We start from the raw sequence: 18,611 nt of genomic DNA on the forward strand, positions 1-18,611 counted from the left end.
GCGGCGGCCCTCGCTGTCGCACCTCAGGGACCGTCGCGCCGCCGACGCCCGCCGGGACCCGTCGCCGCCGTCGGCCGTCTCGGTAGGGTCGGGGACGTGCCCGTCCCTCCCTTCATCACCGCGCTGCGCGCCCGCATCGGCCACGACCTCCTCTGGCTGCCCGGCGTGACGGGCGTCGTCCTGGACGACGACGACCGCCTCCTGCTGGGCCGCCGCGCCGACAACGGGCTGTGGGCGCTGATCTCCGGCATCCTGGAGCCCGGCGAGGAGCCCGCGCAGGGTCTCGTCCGGGAGATCGCCGAGGAGACGGGTGTGCGGGCCGAGGTGGTCGCGCTCACCTCCGTCGGCTCTGGCGACCGTGTCACCTACCCCAACGGGGACGTCTCGCAGTACCTGGACCTGACGTTCCTGTGCCGCCACGTCGACGGCGAGGCCTTCGTGGCCGACGACGAGTCCACCGAGGTCGGCTGGTTCGGGCTGGACAGGCTGCCGGAGAGGATGACGGCGAGCTCGCGCCACCGCCTGGCCGCCACGCTGGCCTACCGTGACGACCCGACGGCGGGTCCCGCCTTCACGCGCTGAGCGCGGAGCCCGAGCCGACGCACGAGACCGAGCCGACGCACGAGACCGAGCCGCCGCCCGAGCGCCCCCCTGGCGCCCGGGCGTCGGCCGCCGCTGCTCAGATGAACAGCAGCTGGGCCCCCGCGGTCATCTCGATGAAGTCCGCCGCGGAGATGATGCCCTCGACGTCGTCGCGGAAGTCGGACGCGTCGAGGTCGTACATGTCGGCGGAGAGCCGGCACGCCCACAGGTGCCCGCCGGCGGCGACGATCTGGTCGAGGAACTCGGGGACCTCCGGCACGTCGAGGGCCGCCAGCTGCTTCTTCATCATCCGGGTGGCCATCGCCGACACCCCCGGCGCGGGCGCCAGGGCCTGGGGCATCCGCACCTCGTCCGGCAGTCTCATCCGGGAGAGGGGACCCGGCCGCGGCACCTCCTTGAGCGGGAGGTGCATGGCGGTGTTGGCGACCGGTGAGAAGGTGAGGTCGCGGGCCCGGGACGTCATGATCATGTCGAAGCCCCAGAACGTGAAGAACAGGTGCGTCTCCACGCCCTCACCCAGGGCTGCGTTGCCCAGGATGAGCCCGGGGTAGGCCATGTCGAGGGTGCCCTTGGAGCAGATGATGGCGAGCTTGCGGTCGGTCTCCTCGTCGTCGAAGCTCGGGACGATGAGCGGTGCGGTCTCGGTGGTCATGACGGTGCCTCTCAGACGCAGCCGTGTGGCTTGGGCAGGCCGGCGATGTAGGACATCTTCCGGCCGGGCTTCTTGGGGAAGAGGGCGAACTGCTCCTTGACGGGGACCCCGCCGACGGTGTTGACGCGCCGCGTGGTGGGGGTCTCGCCCTGGGCACGGAAGTCCTCGCGCAGGAACCGGATCACCTTCCAGTGGGCGTCGGTCATCTCGATGCCGATCTGCCGGGCGAGCGCGCGGGCGATGTCCTCGTCCCACTCGTCGTACTCGGTGAGGAAGCCCTCCTCGTTGACGTGGACGGGCCTGGACCCGATCTCGACGACGGGCATGGTGGTCACCTTCCGCTCGTGCCGGCGGTCTCCTTGCCGGCCATGGACATGTGGGACGGGACAGGCATGGGCAGCCCGCGCAGGAGGACGTTCCAGTACACGTGGCGGAAGGCGAGCTTCCCCCAGTGGTTCGCGCGGGTCTCCCGGAGCAGGCTGAGCGGCCCCACTCTCGGGTAGGGGTAGACGCCGGGCAGCGGCTCGGTGTCGTAGTTGAAGTCGATGAGCAGGCCCTTGCCGTGACCGGACTCGATGAAGCAGTTGGCGTGCCCGTCGAACAGGTCCGTCATCGGTCGGCCGTGGACGTGGTCGAGGAAGTTGTTCACGAAGCCGTCGGACTCGAAGTGCGCCACCGAGCCGGCCTTCGAGGCCGGGATGTCGTTGGCGTCCCCGATCGCGAAGATGTTGTCGTGGGCACGGGAGAGCAGCGTCCCGCGGTCCACGGGGACGTAGTTGAACTCGTCGCCGAGTCCGGAGCGCGCGACGTAGTCCGCGCCCATGTTGAGCGGGACGGTGACGAGGAGGTCGAAGGGGACCTCGCGCTCGTCCATCGACACCAGCGTCCTGGCGTCGGGGTCGATGTGCTCGACGTAGAAGTCGGGCTCGATGGCGATGTGCCGGTCCTCGAACATCGTGCCCAGGTGCGCCGACGCGACCGACTTGGTGAAGGGCCCCTCGAGCGGGGTGACGTAGACGATCTCCACCTTGTCGCGCATCTTCCTCTCCTCGAAGAAGGCGTCGGCGAGGAAGGTCAGCTCCAGCGGGGCGACCGGACACTTGATCGGCATCTCGGTCACGTGGACCACGAGCCGGCCGCCCTCCCACGAGGCGAGCCGGTCGCGCAGGGCGAGGGCGCCGTCGAGGGTGAAGAAGTCGAAGATGCTGCGCCGCCACTCACCGTCGGCCATGCCGGTCGTCTCCGCGGGCCGCGGAGAGGTGCCGGTCGCGACGACCAGCTGGTCGTAGGGCAGGACGCGCCCGTCCTCGAGCAGCACCTGGTTCCCGCCGGGCTCGACCCGGTCGATCTCACCGAGCACCAGCTCGATGCCGTCGGTCAGGTACCTGTCGCGCGGCCTGATGAGGTCCTTGGGCTCGTAGACGCCGAAAGGCAACAGGAGCAGGCCCGGCTGGTAGAGATGGACGTCGTCGCGGTCGACGACCGTGATCCGCCACTCGCTCCGCGGCAGGCGCCGCCGCAGCTTGTTCGCCACCATGGTCCCGGCCGTGCCGCCCCCGAGGATCACCACGTGCTTCATCGGTCTCTCCGCTCCGTCGCATCACCTCCATGGTGCGACCGGCGGCGGGGTGCTCTCGAGGGCCGTTCGTCCTACCCCGGGGGTATCTGAGGCGAGGACGGCGCCAGCTCAGGGGCGGCGCGCCACGACCACCGCGTCGAGCGCCGCCGCGCCGTCGTCGCCGACGGGTCGGGCGACGCGCTCCGCCCGCAGGATGCGCACGTGCGCGCCGGCGAGGTCCTCGACCACGTCGCCCGCGGTAAAGAGGACGGCGGGGTCCTGCGGGCCGCCGACCCCTTCGGCCAGGTTGGCGGAGTCGTGCCCGACGACGAGGAGGGTCCCGCCCGGCGCCAGTGCCTCCGCCGCCCCGCGCAGCACCTGGCGGCGGTGCTGGGCGGGCAGGTGGAGGTACAGCACGACGACGGCGTCGTAGGCGGCCGGCCGCGGCGGTTCGGCGACGACGTCCGCGCGGACCCACTCGATGCGACCCACGGTCGCCGGCGCGTGGTCCCTCTGCAGCTCGCGAGCCTTGCGGATCGCCTCGGCGGAGAAGTCGACGGCGGTCACCGTCCAGCCCCGCGAGGCCAACCAGGTCGCGTGCCGCCCCTCCCCCGTGCCGACGTCGAGGACCGAGCCCGCCGGCAGGGCGGAGAAGGTCTCCACCAGGAACCGGCTCGGCTCGGCGGACCAGACACGTCCCGCCTCGCCGTACCGGGCGTCCCAGGCCGCAGGGTCCATCTCAGGCCAGGGAGAGGAACAGCTTCTCGAGCCTCTTGACGTCGAGCGTCTCCTCGCCGTCGGACTCCACCAGGCACTGCCGCATGCCGGAGGCGATGATGGCGAACCCGGCCCGGTCGAGCGCCTTGCTCACGGCCGAGAGCTGGGTGACGACGTCGGCGCAGTCCTTGCCCTCCTCGAGCATGCGGAGCACGCCGGAGAGCTGCCCCTGCGCGCGCTTGAGACGGTTGACGACCTTGCCCATGTCGGCCGGATCGAGCTCCATGCGACCTCCTCGGTTCTCTCTGCCCGTCAGGATACCGGGCGGGGTACCCGGTCCAACCTCGGCACTCACGCCGAGAGTTCGTCGAGGGCGGCGCGCAGACGCCCGGCGGCCTCGTCCGCGACCGCCGTGAGCGCCTGGTTGCCGGTGACGCCCACCATGACCTGCGGGTCCAGCGCCTCCACCACGACGGCGTCGTCGGCAGCTCGCACGACGACGTTGCACGGCAGCAGCAGCCCGATCGAGTCCTCGGCCTGGAGGGCCCGGTGCGCGAGCGGCGGGTTGCACGCCCCGAGGATCACCTGCGCGGGCACGTCAACGTCGAGCTTGCTCTTGAGGGTGGCCGCCATGTCGATCTCGGTGAGGACGCCGAACCCCTGCCCGGCGAGGGCCGCCCGCACCGCGGCGACCGCGGCGTCGAACGGCTGGTCGAGGGTGACGGTGATCCCGTAGGTCATGGACGTTCCTTTCGTCGGTGGCGGCGCGCTCGCCGCCCTCGAGGTATACCCTACGGGGTATCACTTCTCGATGGAAGGAACCAGCATGACCTCATCCCAGGCCCCCTCCCTCCTCAGCCGGCTGCGCGGGCTCCTCGGCGGCGGGTCCGACGAGCGGCTCGGCTCCAGCGTGAGCGCAGCCAGGGCCGTCGAGCTCGTCCGAGACGGCGCGAACCTCGTCGACGTGCGCGAGCGCTCCGAGTGGCGCTCCGGCCACGCACCGCAGGCCGTGCACATCCCGCTCGCCGACCTGGACAAGGCGCCCGGTCGGCTGACGAAGGACAGGCCGGTGGTCGTCATGTGCGCGTCCGGCATGCGCTCACGCACCGGGGCCAAGCACCTGAGGTCCCTCGGCCTCGACGCCGCCAGCCTCTCCGGCGGCATCGGCGCCTGGCAGCGCGCCGGCGGGGCGGTCCGCCGGTGACGCAGCCGACCCGTCGCATCGTCGTGATCTCGGGCGGCTGGCTCACGCTGACGGCGGTGCACCCGGACCTGGTCTGACCCGGGCGCACCGCCGTCGGCGTCACTGCGCGGGGCCGGCCGAGAGGTCGTCGAACAGCCCGGTCACGGGCGCGCTCGTCGACGAGGCGGACAGGTAGGTGCGCAGCCCCACACCGCCCGCCACCTGCAGCGCGGCGGTGGAGTCGGTGACCGACGCCGTCCACGCGTCGGGCTCCGGTGTGCCGTCGGCCCACACCTTCGCCCGGAACGTCGTCGGCGAGGTGCCGGACGCCTGCGCCCGTACCTGCACGAGCTGGCCCGGCTGGACGGTGAGCCCGGTGACCGTGCGGGTCTGCAGGGCCGTCTCCGTGCCACCGACGTTGCGGCCGAGGATGAGCGACACGCCGCCGGTCGACAGCATCCTGACGTCGGCGTAGTAGCGGTCACCGGTGCTCACGAGCCGCGGCTGCACCGTCAGGTAGGTGCCGCCGCCGGTCGCGGCCTTGTCCGAGCCCACCCGCACCCGGACGTCCGTGTCCGTGGCGGACACCCCGAGCAGCTGCATGCCCGGGCCGCTGCCGGCGGTACCCATGCGGATCCGGCCCACGCCGTCGGCCACGGAGAAGTTCGTGGCCGTGCCGATCCGCGTCCAGGCCCCGCCCGTCTCGGCGCTCCCCCAGCCGCCCGTGACCGAGCGGGTGAAGGTGTCGAGCGCGAACGGGCCCGCGGTGGTGCTCACGGCGACCTGCTTCGTCGTGCTGCCCGTGGCACCGGCGTCGTCCGTGACGGTGAGCGTGACGTCGTAGGTGCCGCCCGCCGCGTAGGTGTGCGACGCCGTCGCGCCCGTCGCGGTGCCGCCGTCGCCGAAGGTCCAGGCGTACGAGGCGATCGTGCCGTCCGGGTCGCTCGAGCCGGAACCGTCGACGGCCACCGACAGGCCGTCCGGAGCCGCCGTGAACGAGGCCGTCGGCGCCGCGTTCGCCAGGGCGACCGTCACGGTCTTCGTCACCGAGCTCGACGCCCCGCGGTCGTCCGTCACCGTCAGCGTGACGTCGTAGGTGCCGCCCGCCGCGTAGGTGTGCGACGCCGTCGCGCCCGTCGCGGTGCCGCCGTCACCGAAGGTCCAGGCGTAGGAGGCGATGGTGCCGTCGTCGGTGGACGCCGATCCGTCGACGTTGACCGTCAGCCCGTCGCTGGTGGACCCGAAGGCCGCCACCGGGGGCTCGTTGGGCGCCGTCGTCGACGAGCCGGCCGCGTAGTGCGCCGCGACGCGAGCCGCCGGGAGCTCCTTCTTGTAGACGGCGACCTCGTCGAGGCTGCCGGCGAAGTAGCCGCTCGTCGGCGCCGAGGGCCACCCGGTCACCGTGTCGCCGCCGACGCGCCAGTACCCGATGGCCAGGTGCTGGCCGACGGTGACGTCGCTGCGCGCGCCGACCTGCCGGCCGTCGAGGTAGAGCCTCATGCCGCTCGGCGAGAGGGTGGCCACCGCGTGGTGCCAGGCCCCGTCGTTGTAGCTGGCGGTGCTGCTCACCACGAGCCTGCTGGCGTTCGGCCGCACCCCGAAGTGGATCCGGCCGGCGTTGTCCATGTACAGCTGCCGGTCGTGCCGGCTCGAGCTGCCCGCCGTGTTGCGGTTGCTCCAGCCGACCAGGCGGCCGCCCGTGGTCGTGGTGGTCCGGAACCAGGTCTCGACCGTGAACTCGTCCGGCGGGTGTCCCTGCGTGCCGGTGGCCGCCCACCCGGCGGTGGTGCCGTTGAAGGTGGCTGCGCCGTCGGTGTCGCCGCCGATCGCTCCCGGGGTGCCGCGGGTGACCCCGGTGCTCGCGGTGAGCGGGAGGAAGCCGACCGTGTCACCCATCGCGGTGCCGGAGGCCTCACCCATCCGCCAGTAGTCGGTGGGCTCGTCGTCGTAGACGGCCTTGACGTACGCACTGTCCGCGCCGCTGGACGCCACCGTCACGCTCGTCCAGGGAGAGTTGGCGACGTTGCCGAAGGGGTCCGTCACCACGACCCGGTACTGGTGCGTCGACCCGGGGGCCAGCCCCGTGTCGGTGACGCCCATCGTGAACGGGTTCCAGAACCGCGCGGTGGTGCTGCGGGTGTGGATGAGCCCGGCCGCGTTCTGCGTGTCCCGGTAGACCCGGTACGTCAGGTGCTCGTTGTCGATGTCCTCGTTGGTGCGCCAGTTGACGCGCACCTTGCCCGCCTCGGTGGAGCGCACGTTGAGCGGGTAGGTCGCGTTGAACAGCGACGGGCCCTTCCTGTTGGGCGCCTTGCCGCTGAACGTGAACCGGGTGAGGCCCTGCTGGCTGGTGCCGTTGACCCGGGTGAACTCCCCGCCCAGGACGACGTAGTCGTCGTTCCCGACGACGCTCCACGGCCCCTGGGCCTGGCCGGTGAACGTGCCGGCGTTGATGTTCGGGAACCAGCCGAGCATCGAGGATCGGGGCTGGCCCTCGAAGTTGGCGTACCGGCCCTGGTCGGGCTCCCACGTCACGGTGCCCGTCGGCTCCTTGCCGAGCGCGATGGCGCGGTAGTAGGGGTAGTCGCCGACGCCGCCGGCCCCCTGCCGGACGCCGTCGATGTTCTCGCAGTAGTGGGTGTGGCTGGCGCCGTACACCACGTCGCCGATCGGGTAGACGCCGTACATGTCCCCGTGGCAGTCGTCGAGCCAGCGGACCTCGCCGGCGTTCCAGCTCGCCGCGAACACCCCTTCCCAGGTGCCGCCCGTGCGCCCGTAGGTCCAGCCGCCGCCGTAGATGTACTCGCCGTCGGTGGCCAGGGTGTCGATCGCGCCGTCGACGGTGCCGTTGCGCACGTACTGGTTGGTCTGGAACGGCAGGCTCGCGCCGGTGGTGGCGTCGACCATCCCCAGGCCGTACCCGGGGTTGCTCGAGCCGTTGAGCGCGGTGAAGCCACCGCCGACGGCGACCTTGGTGCCCTCGGGGTTGATCGTCAGCGCCGCGACCGTCCCGCCGGTGGCCTGCGGCGCCCAGTCGAGCAGCGCGCCGTTCGAGGCGTTGAACGCCGCGAGGTTCTGGCGGTTGACGCTGCCGACCCCGAGGAAGGACCCGCCGACGTAGACCTTGTCGTTCGTGGCCACGACGGCGGCCACGTCGTAGTTGACCGGCGGCGCGAAGTTCGCGACGAGCGCTCCGGTCGCCGCGTCGAAGGCGGCGACGCGGCGCCGCGTCTGCCCGTTGACGGACGTGAACTCGCCGCCGACGTAGATGCGGCTCTTGTCCGGGGAGACGGCGATCGAGCGCACCTGCTGGTTGAACGTCGGCGCGAAGGACGTCATCTGCCCCGTGGTGACGTTGAAGGCCAGCATGTTGCCGCGGGGAACGGTGCTCTGCCCGGGCGCCGCCCCCGCCGGCCGGGCGTCGGTGAAGTTCCCGCCCACGTAGACGATGTCCCCGACCATCGCCATCGCCCACACGACACCGTTGATCTGCGGCGTGGGCAGCTCGTCCGCGGAGACCGTGACCGGCGTCGCGGGGTCGCCGGGGTCGGCCGGCGCCGTGTCCGCCTGCGCCCTCGGCACACCACCGAGGCTGAGACCCGTGACGGACAGTGCCGCGGCCAGAACCGCGGCGAGGAGGAGCCGCAGCACCCTCCCGGGTGCTGCCGGCAATGCGCTCGAACTGATCACCTCGATCAACCCCACATTCGCTGAGAGTGGTAAGGGTCCGCGTCGCGTGGAGCGAGCGGGGTGCCCGTGGCGGCCGCCACGGGTGGAGAGAGCTTCCGGTCCGTGACTCCCCTGTCAGTCGACGGCGCCCTCGAAGGCCACGGTGGGCGCCTCGCCCGTGTAGCTGATCTCGACGCGGACGTCGTCACGCTGGTCCTCGGGAACGGCGAAGACGTACGTCCCGGTGGCCGAGGCGCCGGCCGCCAGCTCGCCCTGGAGAGGCGCGCTGCCCTGCCCGAAGTCGGTGGCGGGGGTGCGGTCCCCGCCGTAGGAGAGGTAGCCGACCACGCCGTCCAGCGCGATCGGCGCGTCCGAGCCGTTGGTGGCGCGGACGGTCACCTCCAGCGCGGGACCGGCGACCTCACCCGGTGCACGCGCGACCCCCTGCACCCCACGGACCCCGGCCAGCCGCACGGTCAGCCCGGTGCCGAAGTCGCCGGTCCCGTCCAGGTCGACCGGGGCCTGCGTGCGCACCGACCCGACCGGCACGGTTCTGCCCTGCCCGGGCGTACTGGGCGCACCCGGGCTCGGTGACGGGATGGTGGAGCCGTCCGGCATCGTGGTCGGGGCAGGCTGCGGTGGCGCCCCGGTCGCCGTCGCCGTCGCCGACGGGGTGGCGGACGCTGTGGCGACCGCCGACGGCGCGGCGTCGTCGACCCCGGCGGGCCCACCGCCGTCGCGCGAGGCGGAGACACCCCACCCCACGCCCGCGAGCACCGCGACGAGCGCCGCGGCCACGAGGGCGCGCCTGCGCGCCGTGGCCCCCACGTCAGCGGACCTTCCCGGGGACGCACCGCCCCCCGACGCGGACGTATCCGTCCCCATCAGGCCAGGGGGCATGCCCCATCCGCTCCGAGGTGTACGCAACCATTCCGTCGCCCCATTCCCCCCCGGCTGAAGCGAGTATCAGATGGGGAGTGAGGGCGCGTCCCCCGTTTGAAAATCACTTGTCCCCCGCCCCAAAAGGGCCGCTTCCTCCAGCACCGAGAGGCGGTCGGCGCCCGCTGCGCGACCCCCGCGGACGACGGCGTCACGGAGCCTTAGCATGGGTGGCGAGGGACTGACCGAGATGCGTGCCCGTCGCGACGATGCGAGCCGGCTGGTGGCCGTGCTGCTGGGCCTGCTCGCGCTCCTGGCCGGGCTGGGCGCGAGCGCGGCCGCCCCACCGCCCGGGAACGCGGCCACCGCCCCACGGGTGCTCGCGACCACCCTCGCCACCCCCGTCACGCCCGTGATCGCGGAGCACGTCGCCGAGGGGATCCGCCGGGCGCACGACGGGGGCTACGCCGCGTACGTCATCGAGCTCGACACCCCGGGCGGGCTCGTCACTGCCATGCGCGACATCGTCCGGGACATCCTTGGCAGCGACGTACCCGTGATCGTCTACGTCTCCCCCGCCGGTGCCCGGGCAGGATCAGCCGGGGCGATCATCTCCCTCGCGTCGCACGTGCTCGTCATGGCCCCGGGCACCACCATCGGCGCCGCGACACCGGTGGGGCCCCAGGGCGAGAAGGTGTCCGGAAAGATCGTCAACGACGCCGCCGCCCAGGCCGGCGCCCTGGCGAACCTGCGCGGGCGCGACGCGGGCTTCGCCGAGGAGGCCGTGCGCGACGGGCGCAGCATCGCGGTGGAGGAGGCGCTCCGGCTCGGCGTGGCCGACGGCCGCGCCACCGACCTGGCCGGGGCCCTGAGGGTCGCGGACGGCCGCGAGGTCACCGTCGCGGGCGACCGCACGGTCACCGTCGCCACCGCCGACGCCACCGTCGACCGCCAGGACCTGAGCCTGTTCCGGCGCGTCCTGCAGGTCCTCGTGGACCCGGACCTCACGTTCCTCCTGCTCGTCCTCGGCGCCCTGGGCCTCATCTACGAGCTGGCGACCCCTGGGGTCGGGATCGCCGGGTCCGTGGGCGCGGTGTCGCTCGTCATCGCCCTCTTCTCCCTCTCCGTCCTTCCGGTCGCGGCCGTCGGCGTCCTGCTGCTCCTGCTCGCCGTCGGGCTGTTCGCCGCCGAGGCGTTCGCGCCCGGGACCGCCGGTTTCGCCCTCGGAGGTGCCGTCGTGCTCGTGCTCTCCTCGTTCTTCCTCTTCGACTCCTCCGAGGGCGTCTCGGTCGACCCGGCCGTCGCCGTGCCGCTGGCCGCCGTGCTGTTCGTCGGCGCGGTCCTCGCGGGCCGGCTCGTCATGCGCACGCGGCACCTGCCCTCGACCACCACCGGGGGCGACCTGCTCACGGGCCGCACCGTGCGGCTCGCCGAGGCCGACGGCGCCACGGGCCGTGCGTTCACCGAGGGGACCTGGTGGTCCGTGCGCAGCACCGGTGCCACCCTCGTGCCCGGGGGTGACGTCACCGTGGTCGGGCTCGACGGGCTCACGCTGGTCGTCGAGCCGCAGGCGTCCGCCCCGGAGCCGCAGACCCGCGCCTCGGAGTCCCCGGCCCCTGGCTCGGCCGAAGTCCTGCCGTCGGCGCCGCCGGTAGGCGCCCAACCCGGGGCACCGCTCGACGACGACGCAGCCACCGTCGTCGAGCCGCGCGTCGTGCCCGACCCGGCGGTCGCCGTCGACGAGCGGGTGGTCCCGGGCCCCGCCGTCGTCGACCGGCCGGCCGGGACGCAGCAGCCGATCACCACCGGAACGGCCTGGGGGACCGAAAGGAAGGACTCCGCATGAGCACCGCACTTCTCGTCGGCCTCGGGGTGGCCGCCCTCGTCGTCCTGCTCCTCCTCGCCGCGGCCGTGCACGTGCTGCCCGAGTACGAGCGCGGCGTGATCCTGCGCCTCGGGCGCATCCAGCCGCTGAAGGGGCCGGGCCTCATCGTCATCGTCCCGGTCGTCGACCGCCTGACCCGGGTGAACCTGCGCACGCAGACCTACGACATCCCGCCGCAGGACATCATCACGCGCGACAACGTGACGGTCCGCGTCAACGCGGTGACCTACTTCAACGTCATCGACGCGATCCGCTCGGTGCTGTCCATCGACGACTACCGCTTCGGCACCCAGCAGATCGCGCAGACCACCCTGCGCTCGATCCTCGGCCAGACGGCGCTGGACGACCTGCTGACCAAGCGTGACGAGGTCAACCAGCGCCTGCAGCAGGTCATCGACTCCGTCACCGACCCGTGGGGCGTGAAGGTCACCATCGTCGAGGTCAAGGACGTCATCCTGCCCGAGGGCATGCGGCGCGCGATGGCCCGGCAGGCCGAGTCCGAGCGCGACCGGCGCGCCAAGGTCATCCACGCGCTCGGCGAGAAGGAGGCTGCCACGAACCTCGGCGAGGCCGCCGTCGTGCTCGAGGCCCACCCCGCCGCGCTGCAGCTGAGGGTGCTGAGCACCCTCCTGGAGGTGGGGTCGGAGCAGAACTCCACGATCGCCTTCCCCATCCCCATGGAGTTCCTGCGCACGCTCGACCCCACCCGCGCGACCGCCGCGGGCGACGGTCGGCCGGGCGCGGGCCCGACGGTCTCCGCGCCGGCGCCGGTCGCCCCACCGCCCACTGCCCCACCGGTCGCCCCACCGGCCACCGCTCCACCGGCCACGGCCCCGCCGGCCACGGCACCGCCGGACGTGCCGCCCGCGAGCGCGGCCGCGTGACGGCGACGGCGCGGGGCGCAGGCAGGTCGGCCCAGCCTCCGGCGTCGGTGCCGCGCCCTACGCTTCGACCATGAGCACCACCTCCCCCGTCCCGCGCACCGACCCGAACGTGTGGCCGCCGCCCCAGTGGGAGCTGCGGCTGCGGGCCCGGGAGGTCGAGCTGCCCGAGTGGGCGGAGGACGCCCCGGACCGGGCGGTCGTGGTCGCGACCGACCGTGGCGTGCTGCAGGTGCACTCGTTCGAGGTCTCCACGGGCCGGCTCGTCCCCGCCACGGACCGGCCGCAGGGCACCACCACGTGCGCCATCGACCCGCGCGGCGCGTGGGTGTGGTGGTTCGACGACACCGACGGCGACGAGTTCGGCCGGTGGCGCCGCCAGCCGTTCGGCTCCCCGCCGGGGCAGGGCGTGCAGGACCCGATCAACCTGCCCGACTCCTACCCCGCGGGGCTGCTGCTCGCCCGGGACGGCACCGCCGTCGTCGGCCGGACCGACGACCGCGGCACCACGGTGCACCAGGTGGTGGTCGGCGGTGCCGGCTACGGCACGGACACCCCGGTGCTGCTGTACCGCCACACCAACGACGCCGTCGCCGCGGCGCTGTCGCACGACGGCAACCTCGTGGCGGTCGAGCACTCCGAGCGCGGCGACAACCGCCGCCCCGCGCTGCGGGTGGTGCGCTCCGACACGGGTGCCGTCGTCGCCGACCTGGACGACGGCCCGGGCCGGGCGCTCAGCGCCATCGACTTCGCCCCGCTCGACGGCGACCTGCGGCTCCTGGTGGGCCACGAGCGGCGCGGCCGGTCCGAGCTCGCCGTGTGGGACCTGGGCACCGCGCTGGTGCAGGACGTGCGGCTGACCGACGGTGCCGGTGACCCGCTGCCCGGCGAGGTGACCGAGGCGTGGTGGTACCCCGGCGGGCGGGAGCTGCTGGTCGCCGTCGACCACCTCGCGCGCACGCGCCTGTACCGCCACGTCCTGGCGACCGGCACGACGACGCCGCTCGGCCCCCCGGACGGCTCCGTCGCCGAGGCCGGCCCGCGGCCCGACGGCGACGTGTGGCTGCGTTGGTCCTCCGCCGCCCAGCCGCGGCAGGTCATCTCCGCCCGCACCGGCCGCGAGGTGGTCAGCGCCGGCGGGCACCGTCCCGCCCCCTCGGTGCCGGTCCGCGACGTGTGGGCCGACGGGCCCGGCGGCCGGGTGCACGCGCTGCTGCGCGTCCCGGAGGCCGGCTCCGCCCCGTACCCCACCGTCGTCGACCTGCACGGGGGGCCGGCGTGGCACCGGTCCGACTCCTTCTCCCCCTACCTGGCGGCCTGGGTCGACCACGGCTTCGCCGTCGTCTCGGTCAACTACCGCGGGTCCACGGGGTACGGCACCGCGTGGCGGGACGCGCTCGAGGGCCGCGTCGGGCTGACGGAGCTGGAGGACGTCGCGGCGGTGCACGACGCGCTGGTGGCCGAGGGGGTGGTGGACCCGGCGCGGTCCGTGCTCGTCGGGGCGTCGTGGGGCGGGTATCTCACCCTGCTCGGGCTGGGCACGCAGCCGGACCGGTGGGCGCTGGGGCTCGCGGACGTCCCGGTGGCGGACTACCTGACGGCGTACCACGAGGAGATGCCGGACCTGCAGGCGTTCGACCGCTCGTTGTTCGGCGGCTCACCCGAGGAGGTGCCGGACCGCTACCGGGAGTCCAGCCCGCTGACCTACGTCGACGCCGTCCGCGCGCCGGTGCTGATCACGGCGGGCCGCAACGATCCTCGGTGCCCGCTCGGGCAGATCGACTCCTACGTGGGCGCGCTGCGGGCCCGTCCCGACCACGGGGCCGCGGTCGAGCTGTACACGTACGGGGCCGGGCACGGCTCGGTCGTGGACGACGAGGAGGTCTCGCAGCTGCGCCGTCAGCTGGACTTCGTGGCCCGCCACCTGCCGACCGGCTGAGCGTCCTGCACAGTTCGTGCGGGACGGTCGGCAAGGGCACGGGAACGGCACGCCCGAGGGCAGACACAACCGCACGCGTGCTGCCATGCTTCGGCCATGTCCGCGCAGCCGACGACGGCGTCAGCAAGGTGGCGAGCACTCGTGCCCCGGCCCGACGACCCGGGACTGGCACGGCTCGCCGTCCGGCTGGGCATCGTCGCGCTGGTGCTGTCCGTGGTGGTCCTTGCCGTCGCGCTGGTGCGCCCGCGCCTGGAGCCGGGTCCGGCCAGCGGGGCCGTCGGGTCGACGCTGGACGCCACGGCCGACGCGTACACGTTCACGGACCCGGACGAGGCGGCCGCCGTCTACTCCGTGCGCAACGCCGGGCTGCTGCCGGTCACCGTCCACTCCGGGCCTCTGGATGACGGCGGAGCGGCAGACGTCCTCGACGGGGCCGTCACCGATGCGGACCTGCTCACCGGGGTGGCGGTGCCGTCGCGCACCGTCCCGGCGGGCGGAGAGGTCGCGGTGCGGGTGACGGTCGAGTGGCCGCGGTGCGCCGCCTTCGCCGCCGGCTCGGGCGTCGAGCGCGCTGAGATCGCGCTCGCCACCACCGTGCTCGGTGTGCCGGGGAGCGCCGTCGTCCAGCTCAGCCCGGCACTCGGGCTGCGCGCGACCACCCCGGTGGAGCCCGCCCACGACTGCGACGGCGTCCTCCACGTGGGCGACGGCTGACCTCTGACCCTGCCCCATCCCCACGGGCGCGCACCGTTCCCTGGGCGCGACCGGCTGTGCCCCTGCCCCCTCGCGAGAACGCCCTAAGTGCTCATCGGCGAGCGCGGACGGGCACTTAGGGCGTTGTCGTGGCAGTCACGGCCGGCAGAGCTGCAGCCCCGGGCAGCTCGGCCGGTTCCCCCTCGGTGAGAGGCCACTACAGGTGCCGAGCCGGCGCGGACGCCCACCTGTCCAGCGCGCGACGGACCGTCCGGGCGATCAGTCCAGGTACGGCAGCCTCACGGGCCGTGAAGCGCAGGAGGCGAGCCCCACCGTGCAGCAGGAGCAGGTCCTGACGACTTCTGTCGTGCAGCAGCGCCTTGGGGGCCTCGTGGTAGTCCCGCCCGTCGAGCTCGCCCAGCAGCCAGATGCCGCCGTCGAGACGCCACCCCATGTCGCCTCGTCCGAGCAGGATTCCGTCGCCGTCGAGAATCTCCACCTGGAGGTCGTCGGGCGGTACCCCGTGCTCGATGCAGTCCACACGGCCGAAGCTCTCGAGCGGTGACTCTGCTCGGCCGTCCGCCTCTGCCCACCACTCGTGCGTCCGCGCCACTCCGCGTCGGCCGCGTGCAAGTGCGTGCGCGCGTTCGAGTCCCGGTCCGTCGATGAGACGACGACGCAGCATGGAGTCCATCACCGCGACAGCGTTTCGATGCGGCAGCTCCGGCACCGCCTGCGCCAGCGCCCACTCCGGAGCTGCGACGCGGAACCCGCCCGCCAGCACGGTGCGCATACCGGAGTCGAACTGCCTCACGACGACGCTGACAGAACCCTCGACGTCTCGTGACGGTACGTCCGTGGCCGGCGCGACGGTCGCGCGCGCGACAGGTGCCGGCGTCCTACGCCATTGAGTGCCATAGATCGCCACCTGCGACGTGTCGGTCGACGGAAGCCCTTCTGCGCCCAGCAGAGCGAGTGCCGTGGTGCCCACCGCCGCAGCCGTGGGGCCATGACGCAAGAGCCCGGTGAGCGCCGTCCTCCGCCCGCGCTCCGACCAGTCGCGAGGCTTCGTCGGGTCGACGTCGAACACGCCACGGCACACCCGGGACCAGGTGCCGGAGCGGCACAGGCGGGTCCGGACCGGTGCGGTCAGACCGTGCGCCTCGGCCTGCCTCGCCGACACGAGGCCGCTCTGCCGCTCAGCCAGGTGGTGCAGCGATGCCGGCACGGAACGCGTCATCGCCCCAGACGACCATCTCCGCACCGCCAGGAGGCCGTACCCTCGCGGCAGCTGTGGAGCGGCGGTCATCGCAGTCCCTGTGTACAACCCGCTCGCGTGGTTCGGCCTTCCTCACGTGCCGGGGCCACCCTTGCCTCAGGTGACGAGAACGCCCTGACTGCCCGTTCCAAGCTGGAAATGAGCAGTCAGGGTGTTCTCGCGGGTGGAGGGCGCGGCAGGGCGTTGCCGCGGCGGGTGGAGGGCGCGCCGGGGCGTCGCCGCGGCGGGCGGAGGACGCGACGGGGGCGTTGCCTCGGCGGATGAAGGGCGCGACGGGGCGTTGCCCCATCGCTCAGGCGGCGACGAGCTCCTTGGCAAGCAGCTCGGCGATCTGCACGGCGTTGAGCGCGGCGCCCTTGCGCAGGTTGTCCCCGACGACGAACATCGCCAGACCCCGGCCGTCCGGCACCGACTGGTCGGTACGGATGCGTCCGACGAAGGTGTCGTCGGCCCCGGCGGCCTGGAGCGGCGTCGGGACGTCGGCCAGCTCGACGCCCGCGGCGTCCGCGAGCAGCTCACGCGCCCGCTCGGGGCTGATCGGCCGGGCAAACTCGGCGTTGATCGAGAGGGCGTGGCCGGTGAAGACGGGCACCCGCACGCAGGTGCCGGCCACGGCGAGGTCGGGCAGCTCGAGGATCTTCCGGGACTCGTTGCGGAGCTTCTGCTCCTCGTCCGTCTCCTCCGAGCCGTCGTCGACGATCGAGCCGGCCAGGGCGACGACGTCGAACGCGATCGGCGCCACGTACTTGTTCGGCTCCGGGAAGGTCACTGCGGAGCCGTCGAGCGCCAGCTTCGTCATGTCCTGGTCGACGGCGGCGCGGACCTGCCCCTCCAGCTCCTCGACCCCGGCGACGCCCGAGCCCGAGACGGCCTGGTAGGTGGAGACCACCAGGCGCTGCAGGCCGGCCTCGGCGTCGAGCACCTTGAGCGTGGGCATCGCGGCCATGGTGGTGCAGTTCGGGTTCGCGATGATGCCCCTGGGGCGGTCGGCCATGGCGTGCGGGTTGACCTCGGAGACCACGAGGGGCACCTCCGGGTCCTTGCGCCACGCGGAGGAGTTGTCGACGACGACCGCGCCGGCCGCGGCGAAGCGGGGGGCGTGCCCGCGCGAGGCGGTGGCCCCGGCGGAGAAGAGGGCGACGTCGATCCCGGCGAGGTCCGCCGTCGCCACGTCCTCGACGACGACGTCCTGGCCGCGGAAGGGCAGGGTGGTGCCGGCCGAACGGGCGGAGGCGAAGAAGCGCACGGCCTGGGCAGGGAAGTCGCGCTCCTCGAGCAGCTGGCGCATGACCCGGCCGACCTGGCCGGTGGCTCCCACCAGCGCGACAGTGATCCCGACGTTGTTCTGGCTCATCGGCCCGTCCCTCCGTACACGACTGCCTCGGACTCGTCCGAGTCGAGGTCGAACGCGGTGTGGACCGCGCGCACGGCGGCGTCGAGGTCCTCGATCCTGGTGACGACGGAGATGCGGATCTCCGACGTCGAGATCATCTCGATGTTGATGCCGGCCTTCGACAGGGCGCCGAACAGCTTGGCCGAGACGCCCGGGTGCGAGCGCATCCCGGCGCCGACGAGGGAGAGCTTGCCGATCTGGTCGTCGTAGCGGACCTCGGTGAACTGCAGCGTGTCCTCGGCCTCCTCGATCGCGCGCATGGTGGCGCGGCCGTCGGCCTCCGGCAGGGTGAAGGAGATGTCGGTGCGGCCGGTGCGCTGGGTCGAGATGTTCTGCACGATCATGTCGACGTTGGCCTCGGCGCCGGCGACCACCTCGAACAGCTTGGCGGCGATGCCGGGGACGTCGGGGACACCGACGACGGTGATCTTGCCCTGGCTGCGGTCGTGGGCGACGCCGGAGATGATCGGGTCTTCCATGGCTTCCTCCTCGGCCTCGGTCCCGACGGGCTTGTCGGTGACCCAGGTGCCTTCCTTGTTCGAGAACGACGAGCGCACGTGCAGCGGGACGCCGTAGCGGCGGGCGTACTCCACCGCCCGCAGGTGCAGGATCTTCGCGCCGTGGGCGGCGAGCTCGAGCGTCTCCTCGTAGGTGATGCGGTCGACCCGGCGGGCCGCGGGCACGATCCGCGGGTCCGCGGTGAACAGGCCGTCCACGTCGGTGTAGATCTCGCAGACGTCCGCCTGCAGGGCGGCGGCGAGGGCGACGGCGGTCGTGTCCGACCCGCCGCGGCCGAGCGTGGTCACGTCGTTGAGCTCGTTGACGCCCTGGAACCCGGCGACGATCGCCACCTGGCCGGCGTCGATCGCCTTGAGGATGCGCTCCGGGACGACGCCGACGATCGAGGCCTTGCCGTAGCGGGTGTCCGTGCGCAGCCCGGCCTGCTGGCCGGTGTAGGACCGGGCCTTGACCCCGAGCTCGTTGATGGCCATGGCGAGCAGCGACATCGAGATCCGCTCGCCGGCGGTCAGCAGGATGTCCATCTCGCGCGCGGGCGCGTCGGCGGTGATCTGGCCCGCGAGGTCGAGCAGCTCGTCCGTGGTGTCGCCCATGGCGGAGACGACCACGACGACGTCGTCGCCGGCCCGCTTGGTCTCGACGATCCGGCGGGCGACGCGCTGGATGCTGGCGGCGTCGGCGACGGAGGAGCCGCCGAACTTCTGCACGACGAGGGCCACGGGGGGATCTCCGGAACTCAAGAGGGGTACACGCGGGCCGCT

Annotated in this window: 17 protein-coding genes and 1 pseudogene; 6 read left to right on the top strand and 12 right to left on the bottom strand. The window is 73.2% G+C overall.

Annotated elements, in window-relative coordinates; genetic code table 11:
• The first annotated feature begins 96 nt into the window (after positions 1-96).
• Positions 97-582: an NUDIX hydrolase gene (locus ATJ97_RS08585; protein WP_098483394.1), complete on the top strand. Its 486-nt coding sequence runs from the start codon at positions 97-99 to the stop codon at positions 580-582.
• A gap of 97 nt (positions 583-679) precedes the next feature.
• On the opposite strand, the gene ATJ97_RS08590 is transcribed toward ATJ97_RS08585, so the two are convergent.
• The 6 genes from ATJ97_RS08590 to ATJ97_RS08615 form a co-directional block, all read right to left on the bottom strand.
• Complete coding sequence (locus tag ATJ97_RS08590) at positions 680-1,255, bottom strand: DsrE/DsrF/DrsH-like family protein (protein WP_098483395.1); 576 nt, start codon at positions 1,253-1,255, stop codon at positions 680-682.
• Between the two features lie 11 nt (positions 1,256-1,266).
• Positions 1,267-1,581, bottom strand: coding sequence for a TusE/DsrC/DsvC family sulfur relay protein (locus ATJ97_RS08595; protein ID WP_098485331.1), 315 nt, complete (start codon positions 1,579-1,581; stop codon positions 1,267-1,269).
• Between the two features lie 5 nt (positions 1,582-1,586).
• Positions 1,587-2,834, bottom strand: a complete 1,248-nt coding sequence (gene sqr / locus ATJ97_RS08600; RefSeq protein ID WP_098483396.1) for a type III sulfide quinone reductase, selenoprotein subtype — start codon at positions 2,832-2,834, stop codon at positions 1,587-1,589.
• Between the two features lie 108 nt (positions 2,835-2,942).
• The gene (locus ATJ97_RS08605; RefSeq protein WP_098483397.1) at positions 2,943-3,551 is read right to left on the bottom strand and encodes a class I SAM-dependent methyltransferase; all 609 of its coding nucleotides are present in this window, start codon (positions 3,549-3,551) and stop codon (positions 2,943-2,945) included.
• A gap of 1 nt (position 3,552) precedes the next feature.
• Positions 3,553-3,816: a metal-sensitive transcriptional regulator gene (locus tag ATJ97_RS08610; RefSeq protein WP_098483398.1), complete on the bottom strand. Its 264-nt coding sequence runs from the start codon at positions 3,814-3,816 to the stop codon at positions 3,553-3,555.
• Between the two features lie 65 nt (positions 3,817-3,881).
• Positions 3,882-4,271 carry a DUF302 domain-containing protein gene (locus ATJ97_RS08615; protein ID WP_098483399.1) on the bottom strand — a complete coding sequence of 130 codons (390 nt, stop codon included), beginning with the start codon at positions 4,269-4,271 and terminating at the stop codon, positions 3,882-3,884.
• Between the two features lie 85 nt (positions 4,272-4,356).
• Between ATJ97_RS08615 and ATJ97_RS08620 the strand changes: the two genes are divergently transcribed.
• Positions 4,357-4,734, top strand: a complete 378-nt coding sequence (locus tag ATJ97_RS08620) for a rhodanese-like domain-containing protein (protein ID WP_098483400.1) — start codon at positions 4,357-4,359, stop codon at positions 4,732-4,734.
• 99 nt (positions 4,735-4,833) lie between these two features.
• On the opposite strand, the gene ATJ97_RS08625 is transcribed toward ATJ97_RS08620, so the two are convergent.
• Both ATJ97_RS08625 and ATJ97_RS08630 read right to left on the bottom strand, forming a co-directional pair.
• Entirely contained in the window at positions 4,834-8,295 is a 3,462-nt protein-coding gene (locus tag ATJ97_RS08625; protein WP_245862295.1) for a PKD domain-containing protein, read from the bottom strand.
• A 222-nt stretch (positions 8,296-8,517) separates the two neighbouring features.
• Positions 8,518-9,210 carry a hypothetical protein gene (locus ATJ97_RS08630; protein ID WP_098483402.1) on the bottom strand — a complete coding sequence of 231 codons (693 nt, stop codon included), beginning with the start codon at positions 9,208-9,210 and terminating at the stop codon, positions 8,518-8,520.
• A 277-nt stretch (positions 9,211-9,487) separates the two neighbouring features.
• Here ATJ97_RS08630 and ATJ97_RS08635 point away from each other — a divergent pair, with 277 nt between their 5' ends.
• From ATJ97_RS08635 to ATJ97_RS08650, 4 genes are all read left to right on the top strand, one after another.
• Positions 9,488-11,107, top strand: a complete 1,620-nt coding sequence (locus ATJ97_RS08635) for an NfeD family protein (RefSeq protein ID WP_098483403.1) — start codon at positions 9,488-9,490, stop codon at positions 11,105-11,107.
• A complete protein-coding gene (locus tag ATJ97_RS08640) occupies positions 11,104-12,030 on the top strand; it encodes a slipin family protein (protein WP_098483404.1) in 927 nt (308 codons plus the stop codon). The genes ATJ97_RS08635 and ATJ97_RS08640 overlap by 4 nt, the downstream gene beginning before the upstream one ends.
• 70 nt (positions 12,031-12,100) lie before the next feature.
• Complete coding sequence (locus ATJ97_RS08645) at positions 12,101-13,966, top strand: S9 family peptidase (protein WP_098483405.1); 1,866 nt, start codon at positions 12,101-12,103, stop codon at positions 13,964-13,966.
• A 96-nt stretch (positions 13,967-14,062) separates the two neighbouring features.
• Positions 14,063-14,680: a hypothetical protein gene (locus tag ATJ97_RS08650; protein ID WP_143426958.1), complete on the top strand. Its 618-nt coding sequence runs from the start codon at positions 14,063-14,065 to the stop codon at positions 14,678-14,680.
• A 196-nt stretch (positions 14,681-14,876) separates the two neighbouring features.
• Here the strand turns inward: ATJ97_RS08650 and ATJ97_RS20340 are convergent, their stop codons facing one another.
• From ATJ97_RS20340 to ATJ97_RS08665, 4 genes and pseudogenes are all read right to left on the bottom strand, one after another.
• Complete coding sequence (locus tag ATJ97_RS20340; protein ID WP_245862296.1) at positions 14,877-15,473, bottom strand: hypothetical protein; 597 nt, start codon at positions 15,471-15,473, stop codon at positions 14,877-14,879.
• 282 nt (positions 15,474-15,755) lie between these two features.
• Positions 15,756-15,968: pseudogene (locus ATJ97_RS20750) on the bottom strand (type IV toxin-antitoxin system AbiEi family antitoxin domain-containing protein); the annotation flags it as partial.
• A 262-nt stretch (positions 15,969-16,230) separates the two neighbouring features.
• Positions 16,231-17,292, bottom strand: coding sequence for an aspartate-semialdehyde dehydrogenase (locus tag ATJ97_RS08660; RefSeq protein WP_098483408.1), 1,062 nt, complete (start codon positions 17,290-17,292; stop codon positions 16,231-16,233).
• On the bottom strand, positions 17,289-18,569 hold the full coding sequence (locus ATJ97_RS08665) for an aspartate kinase (RefSeq protein WP_098483409.1): 1,281 nt from the start codon (positions 18,567-18,569) through the stop codon (positions 17,289-17,291). The genes ATJ97_RS08660 and ATJ97_RS08665 overlap by 4 nt, the downstream gene beginning before the upstream one ends.
• Positions 18,570-18,611 lie beyond the last annotated feature (42 nt).

This window comes from Georgenia soli (assembly GCF_002563695.1).
Classification (GTDB): domain Bacteria; phylum Actinomycetota; class Actinomycetes; order Actinomycetales; family Actinomycetaceae; genus Georgenia; species Georgenia soli.

What these genes read in the sequence shown, in the direction of transcription:
- ATJ97_RS08615 (WP_098483399.1), bottom strand. Translation starts at nt 4,271, where the DNA reads ATGACCTACGGGATCACCGTCACCCTCGACCAGCCGTTCGACGCCGCG.
- ATJ97_RS08620 (WP_098483400.1), top strand. Translation starts at nt 4,357, where the DNA reads ATGACCTCATCCCAGGCCCCCTCCCTCCTCAGCCGGCTGCGCGGGCTC.
- ATJ97_RS08650 (WP_143426958.1), top strand. Translation starts at nt 14,063, where the DNA reads ATGTCCGCGCAGCCGACGACGGCGTCAGCAAGGTGGCGAGCACTCGTG.
- ATJ97_RS08605 (WP_098483397.1), bottom strand. Translation starts at nt 3,551, where the DNA reads ATGGACCCTGCGGCCTGGGACGCCCGGTACGGCGAGGCGGGACGTGTC.
- ATJ97_RS08635 (WP_098483403.1), top strand. Translation starts at nt 9,488, where the DNA reads ATGGGTGGCGAGGGACTGACCGAGATGCGTGCCCGTCGCGACGATGCG.
- ATJ97_RS08660 (WP_098483408.1), bottom strand. Translation starts at nt 17,292, where the DNA reads ATGAGCCAGAACAACGTCGGGATCACTGTCGCGCTGGTGGGAGCCACC.
- ATJ97_RS08590 (WP_098483395.1), bottom strand. Translation starts at nt 1,255, where the DNA reads ATGACCACCGAGACCGCACCGCTCATCGTCCCGAGCTTCGACGACGAG.
- ATJ97_RS08645 (WP_098483405.1), top strand. Translation starts at nt 12,101, where the DNA reads ATGAGCACCACCTCCCCCGTCCCGCGCACCGACCCGAACGTGTGGCCG.
- ATJ97_RS08610 (WP_098483398.1), bottom strand. Translation starts at nt 3,816, where the DNA reads ATGGAGCTCGATCCGGCCGACATGGGCAAGGTCGTCAACCGTCTCAAG.
- sqr (WP_098483396.1), bottom strand. Translation starts at nt 2,834, where the DNA reads ATGAAGCACGTGGTGATCCTCGGGGGCGGCACGGCCGGGACCATGGTG.
- ATJ97_RS08595 (WP_098485331.1), bottom strand. Translation starts at nt 1,581, where the DNA reads ATGCCCGTCGTCGAGATCGGGTCCAGGCCCGTCCACGTCAACGAGGAG.
- ATJ97_RS08640 (WP_098483404.1), top strand. Translation starts at nt 11,104, where the DNA reads ATGAGCACCGCACTTCTCGTCGGCCTCGGGGTGGCCGCCCTCGTCGTC.